Consider the following 25,188-nt stretch of genomic DNA (forward strand, 5'->3'; position numbering starts at 1 on the left):
CAGCGGCTCGACGACGCAGGCTGCGGCATCCGACCAGGCCTTGGCCTGGTCGAAGTCGCCGGCCTCGACGCCCAGCAGGTCGCAGATCACCCGGATCGGCAGCAACTGCGCAAAGCCACGCATGAAGTCGAAGGGTGTGCCGTCCGCCGGCAGCGCATCGGCCAGATCCTGCGCAATCGTGGCCACCTGGTCCCGCAGCTGGCGCGTGGCGGCCGGCGTGAAAGCCGCGCTCACCACCCGCCGCAGGCGGGTGTGCACCGGCGCGTCGTTGAAGATCATGAAGCGCTCCGCCGCCTGCTCCAGCGCAGATCCGGCCACGAACGGGCGTGCCGCGGCATAGCTGCTGTGCTGCCGCGGGTCGCGGCTCAGGTGAGCGCTCTGCATGGCGGCGCGGCAATCGGCGTGGCCGAGCAGCAGCCACAGGCCTTGCGTGTCGCGATGAACACGGCCGCGCGCGCGCAGGCGCCGGGCCTGTTCGCGTGGGGCGACAAGCCAGGCCGGCTCGCGCAGATCCGCCAGCTCGCGCGCCAGCGTGGGCACGTGGCTGTGGGCGTCGGAATGGGTGACCGACTGGGTGGTGGAGGTCGAGGCCTCCAGGGTGTCGTGCAGCGTCATGACAGGGGCTCCTCGTCGCCTTGGGGTGGGCGGGCCCGGGTCAACTGGCATGGCCCCGCATGACGCCATGGTCGGTGGGGTCACCGTTCAGCAGAAGACGGCGCACTACGGTAGAGCCGGCGTGGCGGCTCCCGCGCGACCACGGTATTACGGCAGCAGCTTCCAGTGCATGGCGCGGCTCACTGCCTCCGAGCGATTGCGTGCACCCAGTGCGGCGAGCGCGCGTGCCACATGCATCTCCACGGTGCGCGGGCTCAGTTGCAGTGCGCGCGCGATCTCCTTGTCGCTCAGGCCGCGCGCGACATGCTGCAGCACGTCGCGCTGGCGGGCGGTGAGCTCAGGTGGCGCGCCGTGCTGGGCGGCCGCGCCGTCAGCAGCCTCCAGGTCGGCCAGGAAGGTCGACATCTCGCGCTGCAGCGTCGGCCAGCCAGGATCGTCGGCGAGAGGCAGGTGGTTTCGCCCGGGCACGCTGACCCAGCGCGCCCCCGGCACGAGCGAGGCGACCAGCTCCCCCTCTTGCTGCAGGATGAGCGAGTCGCCGCTGACGTGCATCACCAGCGTCGGGCACCGGACCTGCGCCGCATCGGCACGCGCATCCAGTTCGTAGAAGGCCTTCATGTAGCGCGCGGCCATCGGGCCGCTGACGCTGTCCTTGTGCAGCTCGTCATAGAGATCGAGCACACGGGCCGGCGCGGTGGGCATCAGGTGCGCGGTGAACAGGCGCCGGAACGCGCTGGCATCGTGTCCCCAGCCGAGCTCCGCAATGCGGACCATTTCGGTAAAGACGGCCTGCGTCTTGGCCGAGTGCCCCTGGTGAAACACGCCGCGCACGAAGCTCGCATACAGCACCAGCGCGCGAACGCGCTCGGGGTGGCGCACCGCGTAGCGGATGGCGATGGCGGCTCCCTGCGAGATGCCCAGCAGCACGAAGCGTTGCTCCCCGCTGGCATCGGCCACGGCCTCGAGGTCGCGCACCCAGGCGTCGAGCGAGACTTCGTCCACGGCACGGTCAGACAGGCCGCAGCCACGCGCGTCGTACCAGAGCATCCGGTGGCGGCGTGAGAGGTGGTCCACCCAGTGGCGCGTGGAAGGCAGCTGCGCGTCGGCCTGCAGATTGCCCAGCCAGTTGGCGGCCTTGATCATCAGGGGGCCGCTGCCGGCGCTGCGCATCGCGATGGTCACGCCGTCGGTGGTCCTGCAATAGCCAAGGGGCCCGAGGGCGATGGAGGCAGTGTCTGGGCGTGTCATGGATGGGTGACGCTGTGGGTCGCCCATCGTAAGCCGCTTCGAGGTGCGCCCGAGTCCTCGCGCGGCTGGCGTCTACCCCATCTTGTGCCGAAGATTGAGCCTCAACGGCGGTGTGGTCCGCCACCGCTCCACCCGCCGCACGATGAAGATGCCGCGGTCGCTGGCCCGGTCGATCAGCAGCTCCCGCACGCGCCGCTGCCACAGCGTGCCCAGGCGGGCGAGCGCGGGTCCGTCGGCCTCGCCGCTCTCCAGCCGTTGCAGCAGGCCGTTCAACTCGGGGTCTGGTGGCTGCAGTGACAAGTCCACGCCCGCGTCGACCGCACTGCCGTCGTCCAGGCGCGTGAAGCGCATGAACAGGGGCAGATCGGGCGAAATGCGCTGCAGCCCGGCGCGCGAGAAGCGGCCGGAGATTCCCTTGAACCCGCCATCGTTCGCCGCACCCGTGAGCATCTGCACAACGCTTGCGAACACACCGGTACTGCCCTGCCGTTCGTGGTCGCGGAACTCCACGCGCACGCCGCCGCGTTGCGGCAACTCAGTGGGATACAGCTCGGCCAAGGCCAGCCAGGTGAGCCAGTAGGCGGCGGCCACCGTGGGGCACGAGTGGCCGGTCACGCGCACGGCATCGGCGTAGCTGTACTCCAGCACACCGCCTTCGGCACAGCCCAGGGTTGCGGCGAGCGGGTCGCGCACGCGCAGGCGGGGCACCAGGTCAAAGAAGTCAGGCAGCTTCATGGGCGTGCATTGGCGCATCACGCGAACGATGTGGGATTGACGCAGCGCAAGGCCAGCGGCGCGCGTCACCGCAATGCTCGGGCATCTGCCGCAAACCGCACACATCCAACGCACCGTGGACTTCTCTCACTCCCAACTCAGCACTGCCCTGGCCGAGCGCCTGCAGCGCTTCATCGACGACCTGGTGCTGCCCAGCCAGCGTGAATGGCAGCGCTTCGACGACGCCGGCATCTACCCCGTCGACCTGATCGAGCCCCTGAAGGCGCAGGCGCGCAACTTGGGCCTGTGGAACCTCTTTTTGCCCAGCCTGCAGGCCGGCCAGCCCGGCACGCGCCTGCGCAACCTCGACTACGCGCCGCTGTGCGAGATCATGGGCCGCGTGCCGTGGTCGGCCGAAGTCTTCAACTGCAGCGCGCCCGACACCGGCAACATGGAGCTGCTGCAGCTCTTCGCCACGCCGGCGCAGCGCCACGACTGGCTCGACCCGTTGCTGCGCGGCGAGATCCGCTCGTGCTTTGCGATGAGCGAGCCCGACGTGGCTTCTGCCGACGCCACCAACATCGAAACGCGCATCGACATCGACGGCGATCACTGCGTGCTCAACGGCCGCAAGTGGTTCATCACCGGCGCGGCCCACCCGCTGTGCCGCGTGGCCTTCGTGATGGGTCGCAGCGGCGGCGAAGACGACGACCCGCACGCCAGCCACTCGATCGTGGCGGTGCCGCTCGACGCGCCCGGCCTCTCCATCGAGCGCAACATCCCGGTGATGGACCACCAGGCGCTCGAAGGCCACTGCGAGCTCGTGTTCCGCAACGTGCGCGTGCCGCGCGCCAACCTCGTCGGCGAACCCGGCCGCGGCTTTGCGATGGCGCAGGCGCGGCTCGGCCCGGGCCGCGTGCACCACTGCATGCGCACCATCGGCCAGTGCGAGCTGGCGCTGGAGCTGATGTGCGAGCGGGCGCTGGAGCGGCGCAGCTTCGGCCAGCGCCTGGCCGACTTCGCCAACGTGCAGGACTGGATCGCCCAGTCGCGCATCGAGATCGACCAGGCCCGCCTGTTGGTGCTGCACGCGGCCTGGCGCATGGACACCGAAGGCAACGCCGCGGCGCGCACCGACGTGGCCGCCATCAAGCTGGTGGCGGCGCGCCTGCAAACGCAGGTGCTCGACCGCGCCATGCAGGTCTTCGGGGCCATGGGCCTCACGCCCGACACGCCGCTCGCACGCCTGTGGAGCTGGGGCCGTGCCATGCGCTTCTTCGACGGGCCCGACGAAGTGCACCTGCGCTCGGTGGCACGCCACGAACTGGCCCGCGCCAAGGAGCGCCGCGGCGCGAACAGCGCCCACCTGCGCCGCTGGATGCCAGCACCCATGTGAAGCCCGAGATTCCACTCATCTGCGCCGGCAGCGAGAACCGCGGTTGACATGGCCTGGAGCGGCTGCTCTACTGGCCGCCAACTCCTGCGGCATCTCATGACGCCACGCCTTTTTGCCCCTTTGGGACGCCGCCTGCTGCTTGTCGGTGCCGGCCTGCTTTCCTGTGCGCTCGCCTGCGCAGTCACCCCGGAGCCGGGGGCTCCCCGTGCGGCGGTCGAGCTTCAGCTTCAGGCGCGCCTGTTCCACAGCGCATCGGGCAGCTTCTCGGCGGACGTGCTGGCACCGGGTGCGCCAGAGTTGTTCAATGTGGTGGCGAGCCAGGATCCTTCGACCGCGACGCTGGTGCTCGTCGCCGTGAAACTGGCACCGGACACCGTGCTGCGCTCGGACACACCGCTGCGGCTCACCGTGCGGGAGCTGGCCCCGCAAGGCCAGGGGCAACGTCTCATGCTCGACCGCAGCCAGCGCGTGGGTGCGCTGCCGCGTGGCGGCACCGCCCACCTGGCGTTCTGGCTGCAGGGAACCGGGTGCCGCGCCCTTCGCCTGCAGGTGAAGATGGCCATCGCAGGCCAGGCGGCACCGTTGGCAGCAACGGCCACCGTGCCTTTTGCCTGCAGCGAATAGCGATCGGTTCAGTCAGTCGGTTCAGCCAAGCGGGGAGGGAACCATGCAAGCGATCAACGCAAGCGTCGGTGACAACGGCAGCAACGACCCCTCCGACGTGGCGCTCGTGCAAGCAGCGCTGGTCAAGACGGTGCGGCCCGCTGCGCCGGGGCGGCCACCTGCGCCTTACCTCGCCAACTATGACGGTACTTGCGGCCCCAACACCAAGGCGGCGATCCGCAACTTCCAGGCCGACCGCGTGTTCGTCTCGGCCGCGGGCAATGCCTCGGCCCCGAACCCCAACGCCACCGCGGGCCTGGTGCGACCGGGTGATGCAACCTGGGCGCAGCTGGTGGCACGGCTGCCACCCGAGTTTGTCAATCTGCGCGTGCTCCCAGGCGGCCGCATCGTGTACATCGAAGCCACCCCGCAGGAGCTTCAGACCAAGCTGCTGGCCGCGGCCGCGCTGACCTTCGCCCCGGCCTTCGGGCCGAAGGTGCGCAACTGCATCGGCCGCATGCACCAGCAGCATGGCATTGCCGTGGGCGTGTGTCCGCAGGGCGACCGGCGCAGCTTCCAGGCGCAGTACGCACTGCTCACGGGGGGCGGCAATGTCACCAATGCCGGCCCCGGCGAGAGCAACCACAACTTCGGCATGGCCACCGACATCGGCTTTGCCGGCTTGCGCTGGCTCCACGCCGACGGTGTGGTGGACGCCAACGAAACGCCCTGGCTGCACCACCTCACGGCGCAGAACGCGGCGCAGGCCCTGCTGTTCTGGAAGGCCTTGCGCACGGTGGGAACCAGCGGAGCGGTGGGCGCGTTCCGCGGTCCCATCGACGACCACCCTCACCTGCAGAACTGGAACGATGCCAACGTCTCGATGAAGGCGCGTCTGGCTGCGCATCTGCAGGCCTCGGGCAGCATGCGCTGGTCGCTCGTCGGCTCCACATACCACTGTGACCTGGGCCTGGGCGGTGCTCAGGTCGAAGTGGGCAGGGCCGCGCAGATATGGAACCTGAACGCGGCGCTCACCCCGGCATCGCTGAGCCAGGCACGCGCAGCCGCAGCGGCAGCGCAACACAAACCCGCACCGGCAGCGGCCACGGCCGCCGATGTGGAGGCGATGCGCCAGCTGCTGCGCCAGCAGTTCGATCTGGCAGACACCAACTGGCGCGCCTGGACGCCCCAGTAGCGCCCCAGCCACCGTGAACATCCTCTGACGCGGGTCAAATCCCTGCGCGCTTGTCGTGGCTAAGGTGACCGGCACACCTCTGCGACCCAGTGGCTGAGCGCACTTTCGGGGCTGGAACTTGATCCTGCGCAAGAGCGTGGCCCGGGCCTCTGCTGCAATCCACACCAGCAAGGAGACACGCCATGACGCACCCCACTCTCACCATCCTGCGCGAGGAGCACGCGGCACTGTCCGCCATGCTGCGCTCGATCCTGTTGCACCTGGCGCTTCACCGCAAAGGCTCCACGATGCCCGACTTCGCGGCCCTGCGCGCCATGCTGTTCTACGTGGACGAGTTCCCCGAGAAGCGCCATCACCGCAAGGAAACCGAGCTCCTGTTCCCCAAGCTTCGGGCGCGCACGCCGCTCGCACGCGAGATGCTCGATCGCCTGGACGCCGACCACGCCCTGGGTGAGCGCAACATCCGCGAACTGGAGCACTCGCTGCTGGCCTTCGAGATGATCGGCGAGCCGCGGCGCGAGCTGTTCGAGAAGGCCGCCGAGCGCTACGTGAACTTCTACCTCGGCCACATGGCGCTGGAAGAGCGCGAGATCCTGCCGTTGGCCGAAAAGGTGCTCACGCCACAAGACTGGGAAGAACTGGACGAGGCCTTTCTCGCCAACCGCGACCCCATGACCGGCCATGCGCCCGAACCCGACTACGCCGCGCTGTTCTCGCGCATCGTGCGCCTCGTGCCTGCGCCGGTGGGCCTGGGGGCCTGATGGGCTACCGCAGTCTGCTGGTCCTGCTCGATCACGACCCGCTGTGCAGCGCACGCACGCGGGTGGCGATCCGCCTGGCCAAGAGCTTTGATGCACGCCTGAGCGGCTTCGCGCCCACCGGCCTGATCGACCTGCCCAGCGCGCCGGCCGCGGCGGCCTCGATGGCCGAGTTTGCGGCCGAAGCGCAGGACAACCTGCTGCGCGATGCCGAATCGGCGGCGCGCGCATTCGAGAAGGCCTGCGCCGCAGCCGGCTTCAGCCACGGCGAGGCCATCGTGGAAGAGGCCGACAGCGCCACCGCACTGCTGCACCACGCCCTGTGCCATGACCTGACCATCCTCAACCAGCCCGACCCGTCGCTGTACGGGCACGCGGTGCGGCGCGAGTTGATCGAGCAGATCGTGCTGTTCAGCGCCAGGCCGACGCTGCTCCTGCCCTATGCAGGCTCGTTCGAGGCGCCGCTGCACAAGGTGATGGTCGCCTGGGACGGCAGCCGCGAGGCCGCCCGAGCGATTGCCGACGCCCTGCCCCTGCTGCACCAGGCGCGCGAAGTGCATCTGGTCGCCTGGCAGGAGCGCGGCCTGCGTGCCGGCGCCCCGGTTCGGCCGCGCCGGCTCGACGAGGTGCGCCAGTGGCTCAAATGGCACGGCGTGGAGGCGCAGATTCACATCGAGCCTGCCGCCGCGCCCATCGCCGAGGCCATGCTGTCACGCATCTCCGATCTCGGCGCCGACCTGCTGGTCATGGGCGCCTGGGGCCACACCCGCTGGTCGGAGCGGGTGCTGGGCGGCGCCACGCGCGGGCTGCTGGCCTCGATGACGGTGCCGGTGCTGATGTCGCATTGACGATGCCGCACCGAGCTGCGGCCGGCAGGTCGGGCGACCCCGCGCATTTGATCCAACGCAAGCTCGCGGCGGTGTCGCGCCCCAAGAATGGGAGCAGCGCGGTGCATCGTGTGCCGCCCGACCCGATGCGACTGCCATGACCGCCACACCCGCCCCCAAGCTGCAGATCAACTGCTCCAACTGCAGCCTGCGCGACCTGTGCCTGCCCGAAGGCTTCGACTCCGACGACCTCGCCCTGCTCGACGACCTGGTGGGCTCGCGCCGCTTCGTGGCGCGCGGCGAGGCGCTGTTCCACAACGGTGATGCCTTCGATTCGATCTTTGCCGTGCGCACCGGCTTCTTCAAGACGCGGGTGCTGGCCGAGAGCGGGCGCGAGCAGATCACCGGCTTCCAGATGGCGGGCGAGCTGCTCGGGCTCAATGGCATCAGTGCCGGACAGCATGCCTGCGATGCGATCGCGCTCGAAGACTCGCAGGTGTGCGCAATCGGCTTCAACGATCTGGAGGCGCTTTCGCGCCAGTTCCCGGCCCTGCAGCGGCAGTTCCACCGCATCATGAGCCGCGAGATCGTCAACGACCACAGCGTGATGATGCTGCTCGGCAACACCCGCTCCAATGAGCGCGTGGCGGCCTTCCTGCTCAACCTCACGCAACGGCTGCGCTCGCGTGGTTTCTCGTCGTCTTCGCTCGTGCTGCGCATGACGCGCGAGGAGATCGGCACCTACCTCGGGCTACGCCTGGAGACGGTGAGCCGCAGCCTTTCGCGCCTGCAGAGCCAGGGTATCCTGAGCGTAAAGGACCGGCAGATCTGCGTGCTCGACAGCGCGGCGCTGCAGCGCGTGGCCGACGGCTCGGTCGAAACCGTCGCCTGAAGGCGATACGCTGGGCTTTGATTCACTTCCACCGAAAGCGAGAGACCCCATGAAGATCCTGTTGGCCGTCGACGGCAGCGAGTTCACCAAGCAGATGCTGGCCTACCTGGCCGCCCACGACGAACTGCTGGGTGCGAACAACCAGTACACCGTGCTCACCGTGGTGCCGCCGGTGCCTCCGCAGGTCACGCACTTCGTCACCCGCGACTCGATCGACGGCTACTACGAGGAGCGAGGCAACGCGGTGCTCGCGCCCATCAACACCTTTGCCGCCCAGAAGGGCTGGAACATCACCTCGCGCCGCGAGGTGGGCAACCCGGCCGACGTGATCTCAAGCATTGCCACGGCCGAGAAGTTCGACATGGTGATCCTCGGTTCGCACGGCCATTCGACCCTGGGCTCGCTGGTGATGGGCTCCGTGGCCTCGGGCGTGCTGGCGCGCTGCAAGACGCCCACGCTCATCATCCGCTGATCTCCGCTGATCTCCGCGTAGACCCTGTGCGGCCGTAGGCGTTACGCTTGGGTTTGTCCGCCGGCATGGCGGCGCCCCAGCAACCCTTACTTTCCCGCCTGGCCCCGTGACAAGCACCCACCTTGCCATCGTCGACGACGAGATCGCCATCACCTCCCTCCTGGGGTCCTACCTGACCGGCCACGGTTTCAGGGTCAGCGAGCTGCATTCCGGCCGGGCCCTGATGAACCTCATGGCCGAAGACCCGCCAGCCCTGGTGCTGCTCGACCTGGGCCTGCCGGGTGAAGACGGCTTCGTGATCGCCCGACAGCTGCGCGAACACTGGCGCTGCGGGCTGGTCATCATCACCGGCCGGGGCGATGCGGTCGACAAGATCGTGGGGTTGGAGATCGGTGCCGACGACTACGTCACCAAACCCTTCGACATGCGCGAGCTGGTGGCCCGCATCAAGGCCGTGCTGCGCCGCATGGAGCCGGCGCCCCAACCTGCAGCACCGGCTGCCGCGCCTGCCACCTCGTGCCTGTGCTTTGCCGGCTGGCGGCTCGACACCTCGGCGCGCCGCCTGGAAAACACCCAGGGCGAGGCCGTGGGGCTCACCTCGGGCGAGTTCGACCTGCTCAAGGTGCTGGCCACCCACCCGGGCCGCGTGCTGTCGCGCGACTTCCTGCTGGAGCAGACGCGTGGCCGCGAAGCCGCCCCGTTCGACCGCACGATCGACGTGCAGATCGGCCGCCTGCGCAAGAAGATCGAGGCCGACCCCGAGAACCCGCAGATCATCAAGTCGATCCGCAGCGCGGGCTATGTGTTCGTACCTGCAGTGAGCCAGACATGACAGAGCCGGCCTCGGAAGCCCCGCCACCCGCGATCTTCCGATCCATCTTCGGCGCGTACCCCGATGCGCTGCTGCTGGTCGACGCGCGCGGCCGCATCGTGCTGGCCAACCCGGCGGCCTGTGCGCTCTTCGGCTACGACGAAGGCGAGCTGGTGGGCCTGGGCGTGGACGCGCTGGTGCCCGACAGCATCCGTCCGCGCCATGCCCAGTACCGCGAGGCCTACGCGCGCAACCCCATTCCGCGCCCCATGGGCACCGACATGGATCTGGTCGCCAAGCGCCGCGACGGCAGCGAGGTGATGGTCGAGATCGCGCTGAGCCCGCTGCACGAGAGCCAGCTGCCGTACACGGTGGCGTCGATCCGCAGCGTGGGTGACTACCCGCGCGTCAAGCAGGCGCTGCGTCGCGCACGCTACAGCGAGTACGTGGCCAAGATGGGCCGCCTGGCGGTGGACACGCGCGACCCGCACGTGCTGCTGCAGCAGGTGCCGGCCGTGGCGGCCGAAGCCCTGCAGGTGCAGATGGCGGTGCTGTTCCTGCTCGACACCAACCGCATGGAGTTCCGCGTGGCCGCTGGCGTGGGCCTGCTGCCCAGCGAGGGCATCGGCTCGCGCATCGCCAACGACATCAGCACGCCGCCCGGCTACGTGCTCGCCGCCGACCGGCACGTGCTCATTCCAGACTACGGGCAAGAGACCCGCTTCACCGTGCCGGCCGCCTACCTGGCCGCCGGCCTGGTCAGCGCCATGGCCGTGCCCCTGTACGACCGCGGGCGCCCGGTGGGCGTTCTCAGTGTGCGCGCCCGGCAGGCGCAGCGCTTCGGCGACGACGAGGTGCACTTCCTTGAATCCCTGTCCAACCTGCTGGCTGCCACGCTGCAACGCGTGCAGAGCGAAGAGCGGCTCAGCCATTCGCAACGGCTGGAGAGCGTGGGCCAGTTGACGGGCGGCATCGCGCACGACTTCAACAACCTGCTCACCGTGATCCAGGGCAACCTGCAGGTGCTGGAAGAAGTGCCCGCCATCGCCGGTGACGCCCAGGTGCTGCAGCTCGTCACCGCCGCCGCCCGCGCCAGCAAGCGCGGCGCCGAGCTCACGAGCAAGCTGCTCGCCTTCTCGCGCCGCCAGGTGCTGAGCCCGAGCAGCGTGGACGCTCCGGCCATGCTGCAGTCGCTCGCCGACATGCTGCGCCGCACGCTCGACCAGCGCATCCGCATCGACGTGGACGCGCCTGAAGCGGGCTGCCCGCCCTGTCGCGCCGACGCCGGCCAGCTCGAATCGGCCCTGCTCAACATCGCCATCAACGCCCGCGACGCCATGCCCGGCGGCGGCGTGCTGCGCTTCTCGTGCCGCCACGAGACCGAGCTGCCGCCCGAGCTGCACGGCGACTTCGCGCCCGGGCAACGTTCCGAATGGGGCTACGTCGTGATCGCCATCGCCGACACCGGCGGTGGCATGTCCGAGGCGGTGAAGGAGCGTGCCTTCGAGCCCTTCTTCACCACCAAGGAGAGCGGGCGCGGCACCGGCCTGGGCCTGAGCACGGTCTACGGCTTCGTGAAGCAATCGCACGGCGCCATCAGCCTGCACAGCACGCCGGGCGCAGGCACCTGCGTCACACTCCACATCCCCGCGCAGGGATCGGCCCTGCCGCTGATGGATGAAGCCGGCCTGCAAGACCGCAGCCTGCCCCCTGGCCTGCGCGTGATGCTGGTCGAGGACGAACCCGAGGTGCGCGCCGTGGCGCTGCGCTTCCTGGCCGCGATGGACTGCACCGTGACGGCCCACGTCAACGCCGAGCAGGCCTTGCAGGCGCTGGCCGAAGGCGCCGAGATCGACCTGCTGCTGAGCGACGTGGCCCTGGGCACCGGCATGCGCGGCACCGAGCTCGCCCGCGAGGTGCGTACCCTGCGCCCCGGTGTCGCCGTGCTGCTGATGTCGGGCTACATGGCCGAGCTGCTCGACATCAACGAAAGCGCCCCGCCCTCGTGGGAACTGTTGGCCAAGCCGTACAGCCGCGGCGAGCTGCAATCGGCCATGGCGCAGGCGCTGGCGGTGAGGCACGTGAAGCGCTGAGAGCGCGCTCAGGCATCGACCTGCGTCAGGCAGTCGGGTCGCCAACCGATTCGTTGAGGGCACAGGCCTCGCGCGCCAGCCGCATGACCGTCTCGCGGTCCAGCGGTGTGCCCGGCCGCAGCTCCAGCGTGGCCATCTCGTACTTGCCGCCGGGCTTCAGCCGCGGCTCGATGTGGCGCAGGCGCTGCCCGCGCCAGAAGCCGAACAGCACGCGCTGCGGCTCGGCACGGATCAGCAGCACCGGGCCGTTGGAGAAGAAGACCAGGTGGCCCCACTTGAGGCGTTCTTCGAGCTGCGGGGCGGCCTGGCGCACCGCCGAGCGCAGCGCGGCAGCGTAAGGCTTCTGCCAGCCATCGAGGCATTCGATGTACTCATCGGGCGTCTTGGCCGATGTCAGGACCATCTTCATGCGCGTGGCTCCTTCTATTTGCGCCGGCTTGCTTTTGCCCTGCGGATGGATCGTCTCCCCGCGCTTGAGCATCTCGACCAAGGCCTCGATCTTCTTCTTTCTCCCCGCTTCCGTCTTCATGTTGTGCACACGGAATGCCAGCGCAAAGCGGTTCTGCGCACTCAGGGTGGCCAGCATCTTCTGCGCCCCGGGCTCGGCGTCGATGGCGGCTTGCAGGTCGTCCGGGATGCGCATCTCCTTGCTGCCGCCGTAGGCGCGGGCCCAGCGGCCATCGGCCTGGGCGGCTTCGACCTGACGGAGGCCATGCGGCGTCATGCGGCCTTCTCGGATCAGCCTGGCCACGTTGTCGACGTTGATCTGGCTCCAGATGCTCTTGCTGCCCCGGCGCGTGTAGCGCTGCAGGTAGCTCTTGTCGTCACACGACTTGCGCACGGCGTCGATCCAGCCCCAGCAGAGCACGGCGTCGATGGCCTGCTTGGGGGTGATCGAAGGCAGCCCGGAGCCGACCTTGTGGATCTTGATCCAGACCTCGGTCTCGGTGTCGTGGTGCCGGGCCAGCCAGTCGCGGAAGTGCTGCTCGTCGGCGAACTCGTGAACCTTCTTCGGGTCGACAAAGACCGGGGCCATGGGGTGCTTCTCCTGGTGTCAAGCTGTCAGCGCGGTTCGCGATGATCGCCGACCTGGAGAAGCGGGGCCTCCCGGCCCCGTCAAGGCATTACTGCATCGTGGGTGCCTGCGGAGCCAGGCACCCCTGGATGAAGGCTTCGAGCAAGGCCAAGTCGGGGATGCACACGTCGCGGCGACCGTTCTCGCTGAAGCGGATCACCTTGTCGCGGGCCAGGCGCGACAGGGCGCGGCTCACGGTCTCGAGCTTCATGCCCAGGAAGTTGCCGATCTCGGCACGCGTCATGCGCAGCGTGATCTGGTCGTTGCGCAGGCCGCGGCTGGAGAGCGACTGGGCCCAGTTGCGCAGGAAGTCGGCCACGCGGGCGTCGGCCGGCAGGGTGCAGATGGACAGCATGGCGTCGCGGTCACGAGTGAGCTCACGGCTCATCGCACCGTGCAGCAGGGCAATCAGGGCGGGCTGGGTGGCACAGGCACGCAGCAGGGCGTCGTAGCGCACGGTCCACACCTCGCCGGTGTCCATGGCGATGGCGTCGCAGTTGTAGCGGCCGCTGCCGATGCCGTCGAAACCCAGCCAGTCGCCCTTGAACTGCAGGGCCACGACCTGCTCGCGCCCATCGGCGGCGAGGTTGACGAGCTTGAAGATGCCGGAGTTGATGATGTGAAGGCACTCGAAGCGCTCGCCGGCCTCGTAGGCCTTGTCACCGGCGTGCAGCAGGCGGCGCGTCACGGGCAGCGTGTCGTGCACCAGTTTCAACGCCTCGGCGATGCGCTGGCCCAGCGCGCTCATCTCGCCGCCGGCAGGGGTTGCCGGCTTGCTGATGATCTGGGGATGGTTGGCAGCTGCGGGGATCGAGGTGGCGCTGAACATGGGGAAGCTCCTGTTTGTGTCTGAACACAACGATAGGAGCCGCTCGTCAATGGCGTAGCAACGGGTTCCCCCCGGTGCGTAACGCTGCGTGAACGGCGTGTGTCATTGCTGTATCAGAGCGACTTCCTCACGGCTTCTTGATACCGGTCAACCCCCGCGGCGAAGGGGCGTCTAGTCTTGGCGCAACGGAGTTTCCCCGCGAATGCAGCACCCTTCACTCCCCTCATCGCGAAGCTGGTCCCTCGACTCGTTGCCGCCCGACGAGCGCCGCCGCGTGCTCGACATGGCCGTATCGCTCAAGCAGACCGCGCAATCGGGCCACCCTCTCCAGGCCTTGCGCGGCAAGAATCTCGCGGTGCTGTGCGAAAGCCCCGATTGCCCTGAACTCGAATCCCTGCGCCGCGCTGCAGGCGCCTTGGGTGCCCGGGTGACGCATGTGCGCCCGAGCGAAGCGCTGGTTCCAACCACCAGCGGGCCCGACGCCGTGGGCAGCCTGCTCGGCCGCCTGTACGACGCGATCGACTGCCATGGCCTCGCGCCCGAGGTGGTCGAACGCCTGGCGCGCAGCACGGGCCGGCCGGTCTTCAACGAATTGGCCGGCCAGAGCAATGTCCGCAGCCCGGCCGACGACTTCACCTTGCAGGCGCTGCTGCTGAGCGCGGTGACCTGAAGAAGAAGCTGCCGATCAGCCCGGCAGGCAGAACGCCGCCACCCGGTGCCACAGCCCGCTTCCGAGCGCCCAACCCGAAGCCACGGCCAGGCAGGCACCCGAGAAGCGAAGCACCCAGGTGCTGGTCAGCACGCCCAGGGCCAGCCCCCCGGCGGAACGGCGCCACAGGGCGTTGGCCGCCCACAGGCCGCTGGACGAGGCCACGGCAAACGCCGCCATCACCAGCGCCCCGCTGAGCGCGTTGCTGGCGAGCGTGGCCACCACGAGGGCCGACTGCAACAGGCCGCAGGGCCAGGCCACCCAGGCCAGGCCCAGCGCGCCGGCACGCGCCGGCCCGGCCACGCGCTGCCAGCCTTCGCGGGCCAGTTCCGGCGGGAGTGCCCGCGTGCGGTTCGACATCCAGGCAGGTTGCCGACCGGTGACGAGCAGCCACAGGCCGAGCGCAAGCGCGGCCACGTGCAGCAGAGTCCAGATGGGCCGCAGCGCCGGTGCCGATTCACCCAGCAGGCGCAGCAGCGCCACGCTGGAGGCGGCCAGCGCGCCCACGGCGGCATAGGCCGCCACGCGCCCGACGTGGAATGCGGCACCACTGGCGCCCTGCCCGCCGCCGCAGCGGCCGAGCATGGCCGAACTGGCGGCGCCGCACATGGCTGCGCAATGCGGTGCCCCTGCTGCGCCCATGAGCAGGCCGCTGAGCACGAGGGTTGCGTCGAGCATGCGCTCTACACGATGCGCGAGAAGCGCTGCGTGTCGCGTGTGCGCTGCAGGTGGCCGTCGAACACCATCGCCACGGCGCGCACGAAGAACCAGCCGGTGGCTGTGACCTCGATGGCCTGCTCGCTCACGGAGGCCAGGCCCTGGTCGACCAGGGTGCCCAGGTCAGCCAGCTCCTTGGCGAAGTGCTCGCGTGCGTCGATGCCGTGCTGCTTGCCGAAGGCCGTGAAGTCGAGCCGCCCCTGGCACATGAGCGCCATGATGGCGTCGCGGCGCAGGCTGTCTTCGCGGCTCAGCACCAGGCCGCGCGCCACCGGCAGCAGGCCGGATTCCAGCGCCTCGTAGTACTCGGGCAAGGTCTTGGCGTTCTGGGTGTAGCAGTCGCCCATCTGGCCGATGGCCGAGACGCCCAGGCCCACGAGGTCGCATTCCGGTTGCGTGCTGTAGCCCTGGAAGTTGCGGTGCAGCCTGCCCTGCCGCTTGGCCACGGCAAGCGAATCGGTGGGCAGGGCGAAGTGGTCCATGCCGATGTAGTCGTAGCCGCTCGCCAGGAAGCCGGCAATGGCGCCGCTCAACATCTCCACCCGTTCATTGGCGGGCGGCAGATCGTCGACGCTGATGCGCCGTTGCGGCTTGAAGCGCGTGGGCAAATGGGCGTAGGCGTAGAGGGCGATGCGGTCGGGCCGCAGTGCGTTCACCTGGGCGATGGTGCGGGCGAAGGACTCCGCCGTCTGCATGGGCAGGCCGTAGATCAGGTCGACGTTGATCGAATCGAAGCCCAGTTCGCGCGCGGCGGTGACGAGGTCGCGCACGCTGTCGTGCGGCTGGATGCGGTGCACGGCCTTCTGCACGCGCTCGTCGAAGTCCTGCACGCCAAAGCTCAGGCGGTTGAAGCCCAGGCTGGCCAGGTGGGCCAGGCGCTCGCGCGTGACGGTGCGCGGGTCGACCTCGATGGAAAGCTCGGCGCCGGCCACGATGTCGAAGCAGGTGCGCAGCGAGGCCATCAGCCGGCTGAGCTCGGCGTTGTTCAGGAAGGTGGGCGTGCCACCGCCCAGGTGCAGCTGCGAGACGCGGCGCGAATTGCCCATCTCGGGCGCGTAGAGCGCCATCTCGTGCTCCAGCGCGTCAAGGTAGGGCCCGGCGTGGCCGTGGTCCTTGGTGATGATCTTGTTGCAGCCGCAGTAATAGCAGATCGACTCGCAGAACGGGATGTGCACGTACAGCGAGAGCGGCCGCTCGGCGTGGGCGGCGCGGCGGTGCAGGCGGGTGATGAGGTCGGCCGAGCTGAAGCCTTCAGCGAAGCGGTCGGCCGTGGGGTACGAGGTGTAGCGCGGACCGGGGACGTCGTAGCGCCGCAGGGTGTCGGCCGAGATGGTGCCGCCCAGGGTCGCCGCGGGTTGAAGAGGTGTGCTCATGGCTGCCACTGTGCCCAAGGCGCCCCCTGCCCCGGTTGACGAAGATCAATTGCGGGGCAGCCTAGAAAGGCGGGCGAAGGTCTTCGCTCCCCTCCTTGGCCATGAGCAGCGCGGTCAGCGCGCTAGAGGTGGCCGTGACCACCCAGCACAGCACGAAGGTCACGGTGTAGATGGCCTGGCGCGACCACTCGATGTAGGCGCCGCCGAACCACTGCAGCTCGGTCGGGTCGACCACCACGAAGATCAGCATCTCCATCACGCCGGCCATCAGGAAGGCCGGCCACAGGATCTGCAGGCTCCGCGCCTTCATTGCTGGCGCGGCGTGGCCGCGTGGTTGCGCACCTTCAGGGCCGGCGCGTTGGAGGCGTCGCGTTCGGTGGCGGGCACCGGGGCTTCGATGAGCACCGGATCGACGTTGTGCCAGGCCACCCAGGCGGTCACCGTGCTGGCCAGCACCACGGCCACCGGCCCGGCGATCACGAGCCAGACGATGCCGAAGCGCCACCAGGGTTGTGCAGCAGGTTGGGTTTTCATGTCGGCTCCTTGTTCACGGCGCTGTCGTTGGCGAAGCTATCGCGGCACGACGAAGGTGGATTTCTCGCGCACGCTGGCCACGCCGTCTTCGCCGTGCCGTTTGTCTGCGAGGCGTTCAACGCGGAAGTGCATCACATGGGCGCCCGGCCCCAGCTTGCGCGCGGTGTCGGCCGGCACCTGCACGCTCACCGGCAGCCAGCGCGCCTGCGCCGAGCCCACTTCGATCTCGGCATGCGAGGTGATGCGCCCGCCGTCCAGGTCTTCGGCGATCACACGGTAGGTCTGCGGCGACTCGGTGGCGTTCATGAGCTGCAGGCGGTAGACGTTCTCGATCGCGCCTTCGTCCACCAGGCGCGCCAGGGCGCCGCGGTCGCGCACCACGTCGACACGGAACGGGCTGCGCGTGGCCATGCTCACGATGAAGCCGACGCAGATGATGAGCAGCACGCTGCCGTAGATGAGCACACGCGGGCGCAGCACGCGGCGCAGGGTCTGGGCCTTGCTCCAGTGGTTGGTGAGGCCGTTCTGCGTGGCAAAGCGGATCAGCCCCCGTGGGTAGTTCATCTTGTCCATCACGCTGTCGCACACGTCGACGCAGGCGGCGCAGCTGATGCACTCGTATTGCAGGCCCTTGCGGATGTCGATGCCGGTCGGGCACACCTGCACGCACAGCGTGCAGTCGATGCAGTCGCCCAGGCCCTGGGCGCGCGGGTCGACCGTGCGGCCACGCGAGCCGCGCGGGTCGCCACGCTCGGTGTCGTAGCTCACGATCATGGTGTCGCGGTCGAACATGGCGCTCTGGAAGCGCGCGTACGGGCACATGTACAGGCACACCTGCTCGCGCAGGAAGCCGGCATTGCCGTAGGTCGCCAGGCCGTAGAACAGCACCCAGAACCATTCCCAGGGCCCGAAGCCGAGCGTGAAGGCCTCGGACCACAGCACGCGGATCGGTGTGAAGTAGCCGACGAAGCTGAAGCCCGTCCACAAGGCGATGGTGAGCCAGATGGCGTGCTTGCCGCCCTTGCGGAGCAGCTTCTCGGCCGACCAGGGTGCCTTGTCGAGCCGCATGCGGGCGATGCGGTCGCCCTCGGTGTGGCGCTCGACCCAGAGGAAGATCTCGGTATAGACCGTCTGCGGGCACGAGAAGCCGCACCACAGCCGCCCGGCCACCGCGGTGAACAGGAACAGGCCGTAGGCGCTGACGACCAGCAGCGCCGTGAGGTAGATGAAGTCCTGCGGGTGCAGGACCAGGCCGAAGATGTAGAAGCGGCGCGAGGCCAGCTCGAACAGCACCGCCGGGCGGTCGTTCCAGGTGAGCCAGGGCAGACCGTAGAAGACGAGTTGGGTGATCCACACCATCACCCAGCGCCAGCGCGCGAAATAGCCGCTCACCGAGCGCGGGTAGATCTTGGCCTGCTTCTCGAACAGCCAGACGGTGTCGCCCTCGGCGGGCACCGGCTGGATGGGGATCACGGGCCTGCTTCCAGGCTTGCTGCCTTCGGCCATGCTCAGCCAGCCATCACTGTTGCGCCACCGTTGCGGAGTTGACGCTGTGCGAGAGGCTCCACACGTAAGCACCCAGCACGTGGATCTGCTCCGGCGTGAGGCGCGACTCGTGCGCCGGCATCACGTTGGTCTTGCCGTTGTTGACCATGCCCACGATGGCGTCTTCGCCCCAGCCGTGCAGCCACACCTTGTCGGTGAGGTTGGGCGCGCCCAGGGCCGGGTTGCCCTTGCCGCCCACGCCGTGACAAGCCGAGCACGGGGCGAACTTCTCGCGGCCGAGCTGGGCCTGGATGCTGTCATGCGCGCTGCCCGACAGGCTCAGCACGTACTGCGCGAGGTTGCGCACGTCGTCGGAACTGCCCACGGCAGCGGCCATCGGCGGCATCATGCCCTGGCGGCCCTTGGCGATGGTTTCCTTGATGGTGTCGAGCGAGCCGCCGTAGAGCCAGTCGGAGTCGGTCAGGTTGGGAAAGCCCTTGCTGCCGCGTGCATCCGAGCCGTGGCAGGCAGCGCAGTTGTTGATGAACAGCCGCTCGCCGATGCCCATGGCGGTGGGGTTCTTGGCCAGCACCTCGGCGGGCTGGTTCACGAACTGCGCGTACACGGCGCTCATGGCCTGCTGGGCCTTGGCCTGTTCGTCGCGGTACTCCTGCTCACTGGTCCAGCCCAGGCTGCCCTTGGCGCTGCCGAGGCCCGGGTACATGAACACGTAGGCGAAACCGGCGAAGACAGTGATCACGAAGAGGATCATCCACCAGCGCGGCAGCGGGTTGTTGAGTTCGATGAGGTCACCGTCCCACACGTGACCGGTGCTGTTGTCGTCGGCCATCACCTTGCGGCGCGATGCCACGATCAGCAAGACCAGGCAGGCGGCGATGGAGACGATGGTGGTGACGGCGATGAAGATCGACCAGCCATTGCTGAAGAAATCACTCATGACTGCTCCCGGGTGTCATCGGCCGCAAAGGGCAGCATGGCCGCCTCCTCGAAGCGGCTTTGGTTCTTGCGCGACCAGGCCCAGGCCACGATGCCGCCGAAGCAGGCAAACGACAGGATGGTGACGGCGATGCGGAGGTCGTTGACGTCCATGGCGGTGTTCCTCTTGTTTACTTCAGCGCGGTGCCCATCACCTGCAGGTAGGCCACCAGGGCGTCGAGCTCGGTCTTGCCCTTGACGGCCTCGCTGGCGCCGGCGATGTCGGCATCGGTGTACGGCACGCCCACGCGGCGCAGCGCGGTCAGGTGGGAGGGCATCTCGGCCGCGTCGACGGCGTTCTTGGCAAGCCAGGGGTAGGCCGGCATGTTCGACTCGGGTACCAGGTCGCGCGGGTTGATGAGGTGGATGCGGTGCCAGTCGTCGCTGTACTTGCCGCCCACGCGGTGCAGGTCGGGCCCGGTGCGCTTGCTGCCCCACTGGAAGGGGTGGTCGTAGACGAACTCGCCGGCCGTCGAGTAGTGGCCGTAGCGCAGCGTCTCGGCGCGGAAGGGGCGGATCATCTGCGAGTGGCAGTTGTAGCAACCTTCGCGGACGTACACGTCGCGCCCGGCCAGCTGCAGCGCGGTGTACGGCTTGAGGTTGGCCACCGGCTGGGTGGTGGAGCGCTGGTAGAACAGCGGCACGATCTCCACGATGCCGCCCACCGCCACCACGAGCAGGATGAGCACGATCATCAGGAAGTTGTTCGTCTCGATCTTCTCGTGGCTGAAGGTCGGGATCTTGTGTTCGGGGTTGGCCATGGTGTGTTCTCTCTTTGTTCAGGCAGCGGCCGCGCTCACCGGCGGGATGGCCGCCGGCACCGACTTGCCGTTCAAGGCCGTCATCACCACGTTCCAGCTCATGATCAGCATGCCGCTCAAGTACAGCAGGCCACCCACCAGGCGGATCAGGTAGAACGGGAACGTCGCTTTCACGCTTTCGATGAAGCTGTAGACCAGCGTGCCATCGGGGTTGACGGCGCGCCACATCAGGCCTTGCATGACGCCAGCGATCCACATGGCCGCGATGTAGAGCACGATGCCCACGGTGGCGACCCAGAAGTGCAGCTCGATCGCCTTCACGCTGTACATCTTGGTCTGGCCGAACATGCGCGGGACGAGGTAGTACAGGGTGCCCATGGAGATCAGCCCCACCCAGCCGAGCGCGCCGCTGTGCACGTGGCCGACCGTCCAGTCGGTGTAATGGCTCAGGGCGTTGACGGTCTTGATCGACATCATCGGCCCCTCGAAGGTGCTCATGCCGTAGAACGACAGCGAGACGATGAGGAACTTGAGGATCGGGTCGTCACGCAGTTTGTGCCACGCACCCGAGAGCGTCATCATGCCGTTGATCATCCCGCCCCAGCTGGGCGCCAGCAGGATCAGCGAGAACACCATGCCCAGGCTTTGCGCCCAGTCGGGCAGCGCGGTGTAGTGCAGGTGGTGCGGTCCGGCCCACATGTAGGTGAAGATCAGCGCCCAGAAGTGGACGATGGAGAGGCGGTAGCTGTACACCGGCCGGTCGGCCTGCTTGGGGATGAAGTAATACATCATCCCGAGGAAGCCCGCGGTCAGGAAGAAGCCCACCGCGTTGTGGCCGTACCACCACTGCACCATGGCGTCTTGCACGCCGGCGTAGGCCGAGTAGCTCTTGGTCAGGCTGGCCGGGATGGCAGCGCTGTTGACGATGTGCAGCAAGGCCACGGCGAGAATGAAGCCGCCAAAGAACCAGTTGGCCACGTAGATGTGCCGCACCTTGCGCATGCCGATGGTGCCGAAGAACACGATGGCGTAGCTGACCCACACGACGGCAATCAGGATGTCGATCGGCCACTCGAGTTCGGCGTACTCCTTGCCCTGGGTGTAGCCCATGGGCAGTGAGATGGCCGCGGCCACGATCACCAGTTGCCAGCCCCAGAAGGTGAACATGGCGAGCTTCTCGGCGAACAGCTTCACCTGGCAGGTGCGCTGCACCACGTAGTAGGAACTTGCGAAGAGCGCACAGCCGCCGAAGGCAAAGATCACCGCGTTGGTGTGCAGAGGCCGCAATCGGCCGTAGCTCAGCCAGGGAATGCCGAAGTTGAGTTCGGGCCAGGTGAGCTGGGCGGCGATCACCACGCCGACCAGCATGCCAACCACACCCCACAGCACGGCGGCGAGGGTGAAGTTGCGCACCACCGCGTCGCTGTAGGTGGTGGACGACGCGGATGAGGGGCGCATTGCAGCAGATGCGTTCATGGGATGTTCCTGGGTTCAGAGGCCATGATGGGATTGTTGGTTTTCGAGTTCTGGTCGGGATTGATGCGGATCAAGCTCGGCGCGCTGCTGGGGCGCACTGTCGTCTTCCAGCACACGCCAGCCTTCGCGCTCGAGGTCGTCGAACTGGCCGGAGTTGATGGCCCACCCGAAGAGGCCGATGAGCGCGAGCACCAGCAGCACCGACAGAGGCAGCAGGAGGTACAGGCTTTCCATGCTTCGATGCCTTCTCAGCGCGACAGGCGCAGCGCGTTGAGCACCACGAAGAGCGAGCTCAGCGCCATGCCGGCGCCCGCCACCCAGGGCGGCAGCAGGCCAGCGAGCGCGAGCGGCACGCAGGCCGCGTTGTAGGCCAGCGACCAGCCGAGGTTCTGCCGCATCACGCGCAGCGTGCGAATGGCCAGCGCGCGCGTGGCGGGCACCTCGGCCAGGCGGCTGCCGAGCACGATGAAGTCGGCCCGTTGCTGGGCGAGCGCGCTGCCGTGTGCGAGCGCAAAGGAGACGTCGGCGCGCGCGAGCACCGGCCCGTCGTTCACGCCGTCACCCACCATCAGCACGCTGTGGCCTCCGGCCTGCAGTGCGGCCATGGTGGCGAGCTTGTCTTCGGGCCTTGCGCCAGCCTGCACCTGGACGATGCCCAGTCGTCGCGCCATGGCGCGCACGCTCGCATCGGCATCGCCCGACAGCAGGTGGATCTGCACGCCCTGCCCTCGCAGGCTTTGCACGGCGGCCGCGGTGTCTGGCCGCAGGGCTTCGTCGAACTCGAAACAGGCCTGCTCTTGGGCGTGGCCGTCGAGGCAGGCACACGCCACCACGGGGCGCTCGGCACCCGACTGGACACCGGCCCAGGCGGGAGCGCCGAGCCGCCAGCGACGGCCTTGCTCGTCGAGCGCTTCCAGGCCCTGCCCAGGCACTTCACGCACCTCGTGCCAATCGCCGGCTGGGGTGGGCAGTGCCTCCGCCAAGGCGCGCGACAAAGGGTGGCGCGACAAGGCCGCGAGCGAGGCGGCCCGGGCGAGCATGGCGCCGCGGTCGGCGCCTTCGGGCATGTCGATGTGGGCCAGCACGAGTTTGTCTTGCGTGAGCGTGCCGGTCTTGTCGAGGCAGGCGGTGTCGGTGTGGGCCAGGGTCTCCAGCGCATCGAGCCGCTGCACCAGCACGCCCCGACGGGCCAGCGCGCCCGCCGCACTGAGCAAGGCAGCCGGCGTGGCGAGCGACAGCGCGCAGGGGCAGGTGACGATCAACACCGCCACGGCGACCCACAGAGCACGGGACGGGTCGATCACGCTCCAGGCGGCGGCTGCGGCAGCCGCCAGCAGGAGCACGCCCCAGACGAAGGGGCCAGCAAGTCGGTCGGCCGTTTGCAGCATGGCAGGGCGTTCGGTCAGGGCACGCTGCACGAGGTCGACGATCTGCCGGTAGCGGGTGCCCTCGCCCACGCAACTGAGCTGCACCTGCACCGGCCCGCCCACGTTGAGCGTGCCGCCCACCACCGCCTCGCCCACGGCCCGCTCGACGGGGCGCGATTCACCGGTGAGCAGCGACTCGTCGACCTGGGTGTTGCCGGCCAGCAGCCTGCCGTCGCCAGGGAAGGCCTGGCCGAAGGCGATCTGTACCCGGTCGCCCACGCGCAGGTGCGACACGGGCACGGGCTCGATCCGGCCGTCGTCGCCGATCCGGTCCACGCTTGCCGGCAGGCGGTTGAGCAGTGCATCGAGTGCCTCGGTGCTGCGCGCCCGGGCCCGCGCCTCCAGCCAGCGCCCGGCCAGCAGGAAGGTGACGAACATGGTCATCGAATCGAGGTAGACCTCATGGCCGAACGGCCCGGTGGGGTCGAAGGTCGCGGCCGTGCCGGCCACGAAGGTGATGGCAATGCCCAGCGCCACCGGCACGTCCATGCCCATGCGGCGCTGCCGCAACGAGCGCCAGGCACCCTGGAAGAACGGCCCGGAGGCGAACAGCAGCACCGGCACGCTGAGCACCCAGCCCGCCCAGCGCATCAGCGCCTCGAGGTCGGGGGCAATGTCACCCGGCGCGGCCAGGTAGCCGGGCGTGGTGAGCATCATCACTTGCATCATGCAGAAGCCCGCCACGAACAGGCGCCACAGCGCCTGGCGGGCCTCACGCCGTGCGGCGGCCTGCGCGGGCTCGTGCAACGCAGGCATGGCGCGGTAGCCGGCCCGCTCGACAGCGTCGAACAAGACCGTGGCAGCAGACACCTCGGGCCGCCAGCGCACACGGGCGCGCTTGCTGGCGCCGTTGACTTCGGCCAGCGCCACACCGGGCACGCGCATCAGCGCGGCTTCGATGACACCGGCACAGGCGCCACAGTACATGCCCTGCAGCGCGAACACCGCCTCGGCTTGGCGCGTGCCATCGGCAGAGGCGATCCAGCGCACGTCGAGGCCGGCAACGCCCTCAGCTTCATCCCCGCCAGGCCGGGTGCCGGGCGACGTGACCGCGTTGGGGAGGGTTCGGGCACTCATCGGCAGGCACTCTACGAACGCAGGCTGCCTCCGGACATGATCTAGATCAAACTCGCGGCCGTCAGGCCGGTCGCGCTGGCGTGCCGGGTCGTCTCAACGGAAGCTCAGAGCCAGTGCCAGATCCGCAGCATCCAACCGGGAATGCGGTCAGCCTTGGGGCGGTAGATCTGACGGTAAGTCGCGTGCATGGCAGTCTCCTGGGTGAGAGTTGACTGTATCTTCATACAGTACTGTATGCAACACCATGCCCAGGTCTGGGCATGTGGGTTGCCGCTCATCCGTACCGGACACCTCTTCCGGCATTCACCCAAGGAGAACCCGATGACAAACCCCAACGAACCCCGCAACCCGCAACAAGGTCAGCACGACCCGCAGCGCCAACCCTCGCAGGGCAACAACCCGAACGCCCAACAGGAACAGGCGGGCAACAAGGCCGGAAAGTCGCAAGACAGCGGTCGCCGCGATTCGCAACAAGGCAGCCGCGACCGCAACCAGAGCCAGCGCCGCCAGGACGCCGACGATATGGACAGCGGCAACCAGCGCGCATGACGGCAAAAAAAACCGGCACCTGGGTGCCGGTTTTTGTCTCTCCGTTCTGGCCGTCAGCGCCCGCCGCGCAAACGCTCGCGGCGCTGCTGAGCCCGTTGCTGCGCGCTGGAGAGTGCGGGTTGCGCTGTCACGCCGGCGCTCGACCCCTCCCCATCCACATGCAAGTGAGCCGCCAGCGACTCGACCGTCGGGAAGCGGAACATGTCGGTCATGCCGATCTCTTTGCTGCTGATCGCGCGCACCTTGTTCAGCACGTGCACCACCAGCAGCGAGTGGCCGCCCAGGTCGAAGAAGTTTTCGCGCAAGCCCACCTTTGGCACCTTGAGCACCTCGCGCCAGATGCTGGCCACCTGCTCTTGCAGATCGGCCAGCGCCGGCGTACCGGCACCCACGGTGGATGCGATGGCAACGTTGGCCGCCACAATGGGCTCGGCCTGTGCCGGGATGGCCTTGGCCAGCGCATTGCGGTCGAGCTTGCCATTCGGCGTGCGCGGGAACACCTGCAGCACGATGAAGGCCGAGGGCACCATGAACTCCGCCAGCTGCGCGCGCAACT

At 68.5% G+C, this 25,188-nt stretch carries 28 protein-coding genes; 11 read left to right on the forward strand and 17 right to left on the reverse strand.

Annotated elements, in window-relative coordinates; translation table 11 throughout:
- The 3 genes from VFL64_RS19865 to VFL64_RS19875 all read right to left on the reverse strand — a co-directional run.
- A partial coding sequence (locus VFL64_RS19865) for a cytochrome P450 family protein (protein ID WP_489542116.1) occupies positions 1-615 on the reverse strand: 615 nt, incomplete at its 3' end.
- Between the two features lie 147 nt (positions 616-762).
- Complete coding sequence (locus tag VFL64_RS19870) at positions 763-1,863, reverse strand: alpha/beta fold hydrolase (RefSeq protein ID WP_489542117.1); 1,101 nt, start codon at positions 1,861-1,863, stop codon at positions 763-765.
- Between the two features lie 72 nt (positions 1,864-1,935).
- Positions 1,936-2,598, reverse strand: a complete 663-nt coding sequence (locus tag VFL64_RS19875) for a hypothetical protein (RefSeq protein ID WP_489542118.1) — start codon at positions 2,596-2,598, stop codon at positions 1,936-1,938.
- A gap of 115 nt (positions 2,599-2,713) precedes the next feature.
- On the opposite strand from VFL64_RS19875, the gene VFL64_RS19880 reads away from it, so the two are divergent.
- The 9 genes from VFL64_RS19880 to VFL64_RS19920 all read left to right on the forward strand — a co-directional run bounded on the left by VFL64_RS19880 (position 2,714) and on the right by VFL64_RS19920 (position 11,624).
- Positions 2,714-3,973, forward strand: a complete 1,260-nt coding sequence (locus VFL64_RS19880; RefSeq protein ID WP_489542119.1) for an acyl-CoA dehydrogenase family protein — start codon at positions 2,714-2,716, stop codon at positions 3,971-3,973.
- A 96-nt stretch (positions 3,974-4,069) separates the two neighbouring features.
- Positions 4,070-4,597 (forward strand): hypothetical protein, encoded by a 528-nt coding sequence (locus VFL64_RS19885; RefSeq protein ID WP_489542120.1) that lies wholly within the window; start codon positions 4,070-4,072, stop codon positions 4,595-4,597.
- 43 nt (positions 4,598-4,640) lie between these two features.
- Entirely contained in the window at positions 4,641-5,771 is a 1,131-nt protein-coding gene (locus tag VFL64_RS19890) for a peptidoglycan-binding domain-containing protein (RefSeq protein ID WP_489542121.1), read from the forward strand.
- Positions 5,772-5,953: 182 nt separating this feature from the next.
- Entirely contained in the window at positions 5,954-6,532 is a 579-nt protein-coding gene (locus tag VFL64_RS19895; protein WP_489542122.1) for a hemerythrin domain-containing protein, read from the forward strand.
- On the forward strand, positions 6,532-7,377 hold the full coding sequence (locus tag VFL64_RS19900) for a universal stress protein (protein ID WP_489542123.1): 846 nt from the start codon (positions 6,532-6,534) through the stop codon (positions 7,375-7,377). The genes VFL64_RS19895 and VFL64_RS19900 overlap by 1 nt, the downstream gene beginning before the upstream one ends.
- Before the next feature lie 136 nt (positions 7,378-7,513).
- Positions 7,514-8,248, forward strand: coding sequence for a fumarate/nitrate reduction transcriptional regulator Fnr (gene fnr, locus VFL64_RS19905; protein WP_489542124.1), 735 nt, complete (start codon positions 7,514-7,516; stop codon positions 8,246-8,248).
- A 49-nt stretch (positions 8,249-8,297) separates the two neighbouring features.
- The gene (locus VFL64_RS19910) at positions 8,298-8,720 is read left to right on the forward strand and encodes a universal stress protein (protein WP_489542125.1); all 423 of its coding nucleotides are present in this window, start codon (positions 8,298-8,300) and stop codon (positions 8,718-8,720) included.
- Positions 8,721-8,826: 106 nt separating this feature from the next.
- Positions 8,827-9,552, forward strand: a complete 726-nt coding sequence (locus VFL64_RS19915) for a winged helix-turn-helix domain-containing protein (RefSeq protein WP_489542126.1) — start codon at positions 8,827-8,829, stop codon at positions 9,550-9,552.
- A complete protein-coding gene (locus VFL64_RS19920; protein WP_489542127.1) occupies positions 9,549-11,624 on the forward strand; it encodes a PAS domain S-box protein in 2,076 nt (691 codons plus the stop codon). Before VFL64_RS19915 ends, VFL64_RS19920 begins: the two co-directional genes overlap by 4 nt.
- 25 nt (positions 11,625-11,649) lie before the next feature.
- Here VFL64_RS19920 and VFL64_RS19925 read toward each other — a convergent pair whose 3' ends face one another.
- Both VFL64_RS19925 and VFL64_RS19930 read right to left on the reverse strand, forming a co-directional pair.
- Positions 11,650-12,660, reverse strand: a complete 1,011-nt coding sequence (locus tag VFL64_RS19925) for a YdeI/OmpD-associated family protein (protein ID WP_489542128.1) — start codon at positions 12,658-12,660, stop codon at positions 11,650-11,652.
- An 88-nt stretch (positions 12,661-12,748) separates the two neighbouring features.
- A complete protein-coding gene (locus tag VFL64_RS19930) occupies positions 12,749-13,528 on the reverse strand; it encodes a Crp/Fnr family transcriptional regulator (RefSeq protein WP_489542129.1) in 780 nt (259 codons plus the stop codon).
- A 202-nt stretch (positions 13,529-13,730) separates the two neighbouring features.
- Between VFL64_RS19930 and VFL64_RS19935 the strand changes: the two genes are divergently transcribed.
- Positions 13,731-14,198: a Rossmann-fold NAD(P)-binding domain-containing protein gene (locus tag VFL64_RS19935; protein ID WP_489542130.1), complete on the forward strand. Its 468-nt coding sequence runs from the start codon at positions 13,731-13,733 to the stop codon at positions 14,196-14,198.
- A 15-nt stretch (positions 14,199-14,213) separates the two neighbouring features.
- Here the strand turns inward: VFL64_RS19935 and VFL64_RS19940 are convergent, their stop codons facing one another.
- The 11 genes from VFL64_RS19940 to VFL64_RS19990 all read right to left on the reverse strand — a co-directional run bounded on the left by VFL64_RS19940 (position 14,214) and on the right by VFL64_RS19990 (position 24,083).
- The gene (locus VFL64_RS19940; protein ID WP_489542131.1) at positions 14,214-14,915 is read right to left on the reverse strand and encodes an urease accessory protein UreH domain-containing protein; all 702 of its coding nucleotides are present in this window, start codon (positions 14,913-14,915) and stop codon (positions 14,214-14,216) included.
- Positions 14,916-14,920: 5 nt separating this feature from the next.
- Positions 14,921-16,327, reverse strand: a complete 1,407-nt coding sequence (gene hemN, locus VFL64_RS19945; RefSeq protein WP_489542132.1) for an oxygen-independent coproporphyrinogen III oxidase — start codon at positions 16,325-16,327, stop codon at positions 14,921-14,923.
- 61 nt (positions 16,328-16,388) lie between these two features.
- Complete coding sequence (locus VFL64_RS19950) at positions 16,389-16,637, reverse strand: hypothetical protein (RefSeq protein WP_489542133.1); 249 nt, start codon at positions 16,635-16,637, stop codon at positions 16,389-16,391.
- Positions 16,634-16,861 carry a nitrogen fixation protein FixH gene (locus VFL64_RS19955; protein ID WP_489542134.1) on the reverse strand — a complete coding sequence of 76 codons (228 nt, stop codon included), beginning with the start codon at positions 16,859-16,861 and terminating at the stop codon, positions 16,634-16,636. The genes VFL64_RS19950 and VFL64_RS19955 overlap by 4 nt, the downstream gene beginning before the upstream one ends.
- A gap of 36 nt (positions 16,862-16,897) precedes the next feature.
- Positions 16,898-18,367 carry a cytochrome c oxidase accessory protein CcoG gene (ccoG, locus tag VFL64_RS19960; RefSeq protein ID WP_489542135.1) on the reverse strand — a complete coding sequence of 490 codons (1,470 nt, stop codon included), beginning with the start codon at positions 18,365-18,367 and terminating at the stop codon, positions 16,898-16,900.
- 13 nt (positions 18,368-18,380) lie between these two features.
- Entirely contained in the window at positions 18,381-19,304 is a 924-nt protein-coding gene (gene ccoP / locus VFL64_RS19965; RefSeq protein ID WP_489542136.1) for a cytochrome-c oxidase, cbb3-type subunit III, read from the reverse strand.
- On the reverse strand, positions 19,301-19,456 hold the full coding sequence (locus VFL64_RS19970; protein ID WP_489542137.1) for a cbb3-type cytochrome oxidase subunit 3: 156 nt from the start codon (positions 19,454-19,456) through the stop codon (positions 19,301-19,303). Before VFL64_RS19970 ends, ccoP begins: the two co-directional genes overlap by 4 nt.
- Before the next feature lie 17 nt (positions 19,457-19,473).
- On the reverse strand, positions 19,474-20,103 hold the full coding sequence (ccoO, locus tag VFL64_RS19975) for a cytochrome-c oxidase, cbb3-type subunit II (RefSeq protein WP_489542138.1): 630 nt from the start codon (positions 20,101-20,103) through the stop codon (positions 19,474-19,476).
- 18 nt (positions 20,104-20,121) lie between these two features.
- Positions 20,122-21,579, reverse strand: coding sequence for a cytochrome-c oxidase, cbb3-type subunit I (gene ccoN / locus VFL64_RS19980; protein ID WP_489542139.1), 1,458 nt, complete (start codon positions 21,577-21,579; stop codon positions 20,122-20,124).
- A gap of 15 nt (positions 21,580-21,594) precedes the next feature.
- Positions 21,595-21,813, reverse strand: coding sequence for a cbb3-type cytochrome oxidase assembly protein CcoS (ccoS, locus tag VFL64_RS19985; protein ID WP_489542140.1), 219 nt, complete (start codon positions 21,811-21,813; stop codon positions 21,595-21,597).
- Positions 21,814-21,827: 14 nt separating this feature from the next.
- Positions 21,828-24,083, reverse strand: a complete 2,256-nt coding sequence (locus VFL64_RS19990) for a heavy metal translocating P-type ATPase (protein ID WP_489542141.1) — start codon at positions 24,081-24,083, stop codon at positions 21,828-21,830.
- Positions 24,084-24,404: 321 nt separating this feature from the next.
- Here VFL64_RS19990 and VFL64_RS19995 point away from each other — a divergent pair, with 321 nt between their 5' ends.
- On the forward strand, positions 24,405-24,632 hold the full coding sequence (locus VFL64_RS19995) for a hypothetical protein (RefSeq protein WP_489542142.1): 228 nt from the start codon (positions 24,405-24,407) through the stop codon (positions 24,630-24,632).
- A gap of 53 nt (positions 24,633-24,685) precedes the next feature.
- Here VFL64_RS19995 and VFL64_RS20000 read toward each other — a convergent pair.
- Positions 24,686-25,188 (reverse strand): phosphopantetheine-binding protein (locus VFL64_RS20000; RefSeq protein WP_489542143.1); only part of this gene is annotated, 503 nt, incomplete at its 5' end.

The organism is Rhizobacter sp. (genome assembly GCF_035702065.1).
Classification (GTDB): Bacteria; Pseudomonadota; Gammaproteobacteria; order Burkholderiales; family Burkholderiaceae_C; genus Rhizobacter.

What these genes read in the sequence shown, in the direction of transcription:
- VFL64_RS19925 (WP_489542128.1), bottom strand. Translation starts at nt 12,660, where the DNA reads ATGGCCCCGGTCTTTGTCGACCCGAAGAAGGTTCACGAGTTCGCCGAC.
- VFL64_RS19875 (WP_489542118.1), bottom strand. Translation starts at nt 2,598, where the DNA reads ATGAAGCTGCCTGACTTCTTTGACCTGGTGCCCCGCCTGCGCGTGCGC.
- hemN (WP_489542132.1), bottom strand. Translation starts at nt 16,327, where the DNA reads ATGAGCACACCTCTTCAACCCGCGGCGACCCTGGGCGGCACCATCTCG.
- VFL64_RS19930 (WP_489542129.1), bottom strand. Translation starts at nt 13,528, where the DNA reads ATGTTCAGCGCCACCTCGATCCCCGCAGCTGCCAACCATCCCCAGATC.
- VFL64_RS19885 (WP_489542120.1), top strand. Translation starts at nt 4,070, where the DNA reads ATGACGCCACGCCTTTTTGCCCCTTTGGGACGCCGCCTGCTGCTTGTC.
- VFL64_RS19895 (WP_489542122.1), top strand. Translation starts at nt 5,954, where the DNA reads ATGACGCACCCCACTCTCACCATCCTGCGCGAGGAGCACGCGGCACTG.
- VFL64_RS19935 (WP_489542130.1), top strand. Translation starts at nt 13,731, where the DNA reads ATGCAGCACCCTTCACTCCCCTCATCGCGAAGCTGGTCCCTCGACTCG.
- ccoP (WP_489542136.1), bottom strand. Translation starts at nt 19,304, where the DNA reads ATGAGTGATTTCTTCAGCAATGGCTGGTCGATCTTCATCGCCGTCACC.
- VFL64_RS19900 (WP_489542123.1), top strand. Translation starts at nt 6,532, where the DNA reads ATGGGCTACCGCAGTCTGCTGGTCCTGCTCGATCACGACCCGCTGTGC.
- VFL64_RS19940 (WP_489542131.1), bottom strand. Translation starts at nt 14,915, where the DNA reads ATGCTCGACGCAACCCTCGTGCTCAGCGGCCTGCTCATGGGCGCAGCA.
- VFL64_RS19870 (WP_489542117.1), bottom strand. Translation starts at nt 1,863, where the DNA reads ATGACACGCCCAGACACTGCCTCCATCGCCCTCGGGCCCCTTGGCTAT.
- VFL64_RS19990 (WP_489542141.1), bottom strand. Translation starts at nt 24,083, where the DNA reads ATGAGTGCCCGAACCCTCCCCAACGCGGTCACGTCGCCCGGCACCCGG.
- VFL64_RS19970 (WP_489542137.1), bottom strand. Translation starts at nt 19,456, where the DNA reads ATGGACGTCAACGACCTCCGCATCGCCGTCACCATCCTGTCGTTTGCC.
- VFL64_RS19890 (WP_489542121.1), top strand. Translation starts at nt 4,641, where the DNA reads ATGCAAGCGATCAACGCAAGCGTCGGTGACAACGGCAGCAACGACCCC.
- ccoS (WP_489542140.1), bottom strand. Translation starts at nt 21,813, where the DNA reads ATGGAAAGCCTGTACCTCCTGCTGCCTCTGTCGGTGCTGCTGGTGCTC.
- fnr (WP_489542124.1), top strand. Translation starts at nt 7,514, where the DNA reads ATGACCGCCACACCCGCCCCCAAGCTGCAGATCAACTGCTCCAACTGC.
- VFL64_RS19955 (WP_489542134.1), bottom strand. Translation starts at nt 16,861, where the DNA reads ATGAAAACCCAACCTGCTGCACAACCCTGGTGGCGCTTCGGCATCGTC.
- ccoG (WP_489542135.1), bottom strand. Translation starts at nt 18,367, where the DNA reads ATGGCCGAAGGCAGCAAGCCTGGAAGCAGGCCCGTGATCCCCATCCAG.
- VFL64_RS19910 (WP_489542125.1), top strand. Translation starts at nt 8,298, where the DNA reads ATGAAGATCCTGTTGGCCGTCGACGGCAGCGAGTTCACCAAGCAGATG.
- ccoO (WP_489542138.1), bottom strand. Translation starts at nt 20,103, where the DNA reads ATGGCCAACCCCGAACACAAGATCCCGACCTTCAGCCACGAGAAGATC.
- VFL64_RS19920 (WP_489542127.1), top strand. Translation starts at nt 9,549, where the DNA reads ATGACAGAGCCGGCCTCGGAAGCCCCGCCACCCGCGATCTTCCGATCC.
- ccoN (WP_489542139.1), bottom strand. Translation starts at nt 21,579, where the DNA reads ATGAACGCATCTGCTGCAATGCGCCCCTCATCCGCGTCGTCCACCACC.
- VFL64_RS19950 (WP_489542133.1), bottom strand. Translation starts at nt 16,637, where the DNA reads ATGAAGGCGCGGAGCCTGCAGATCCTGTGGCCGGCCTTCCTGATGGCC.
- VFL64_RS19995 (WP_489542142.1), top strand. Translation starts at nt 24,405, where the DNA reads ATGACAAACCCCAACGAACCCCGCAACCCGCAACAAGGTCAGCACGAC.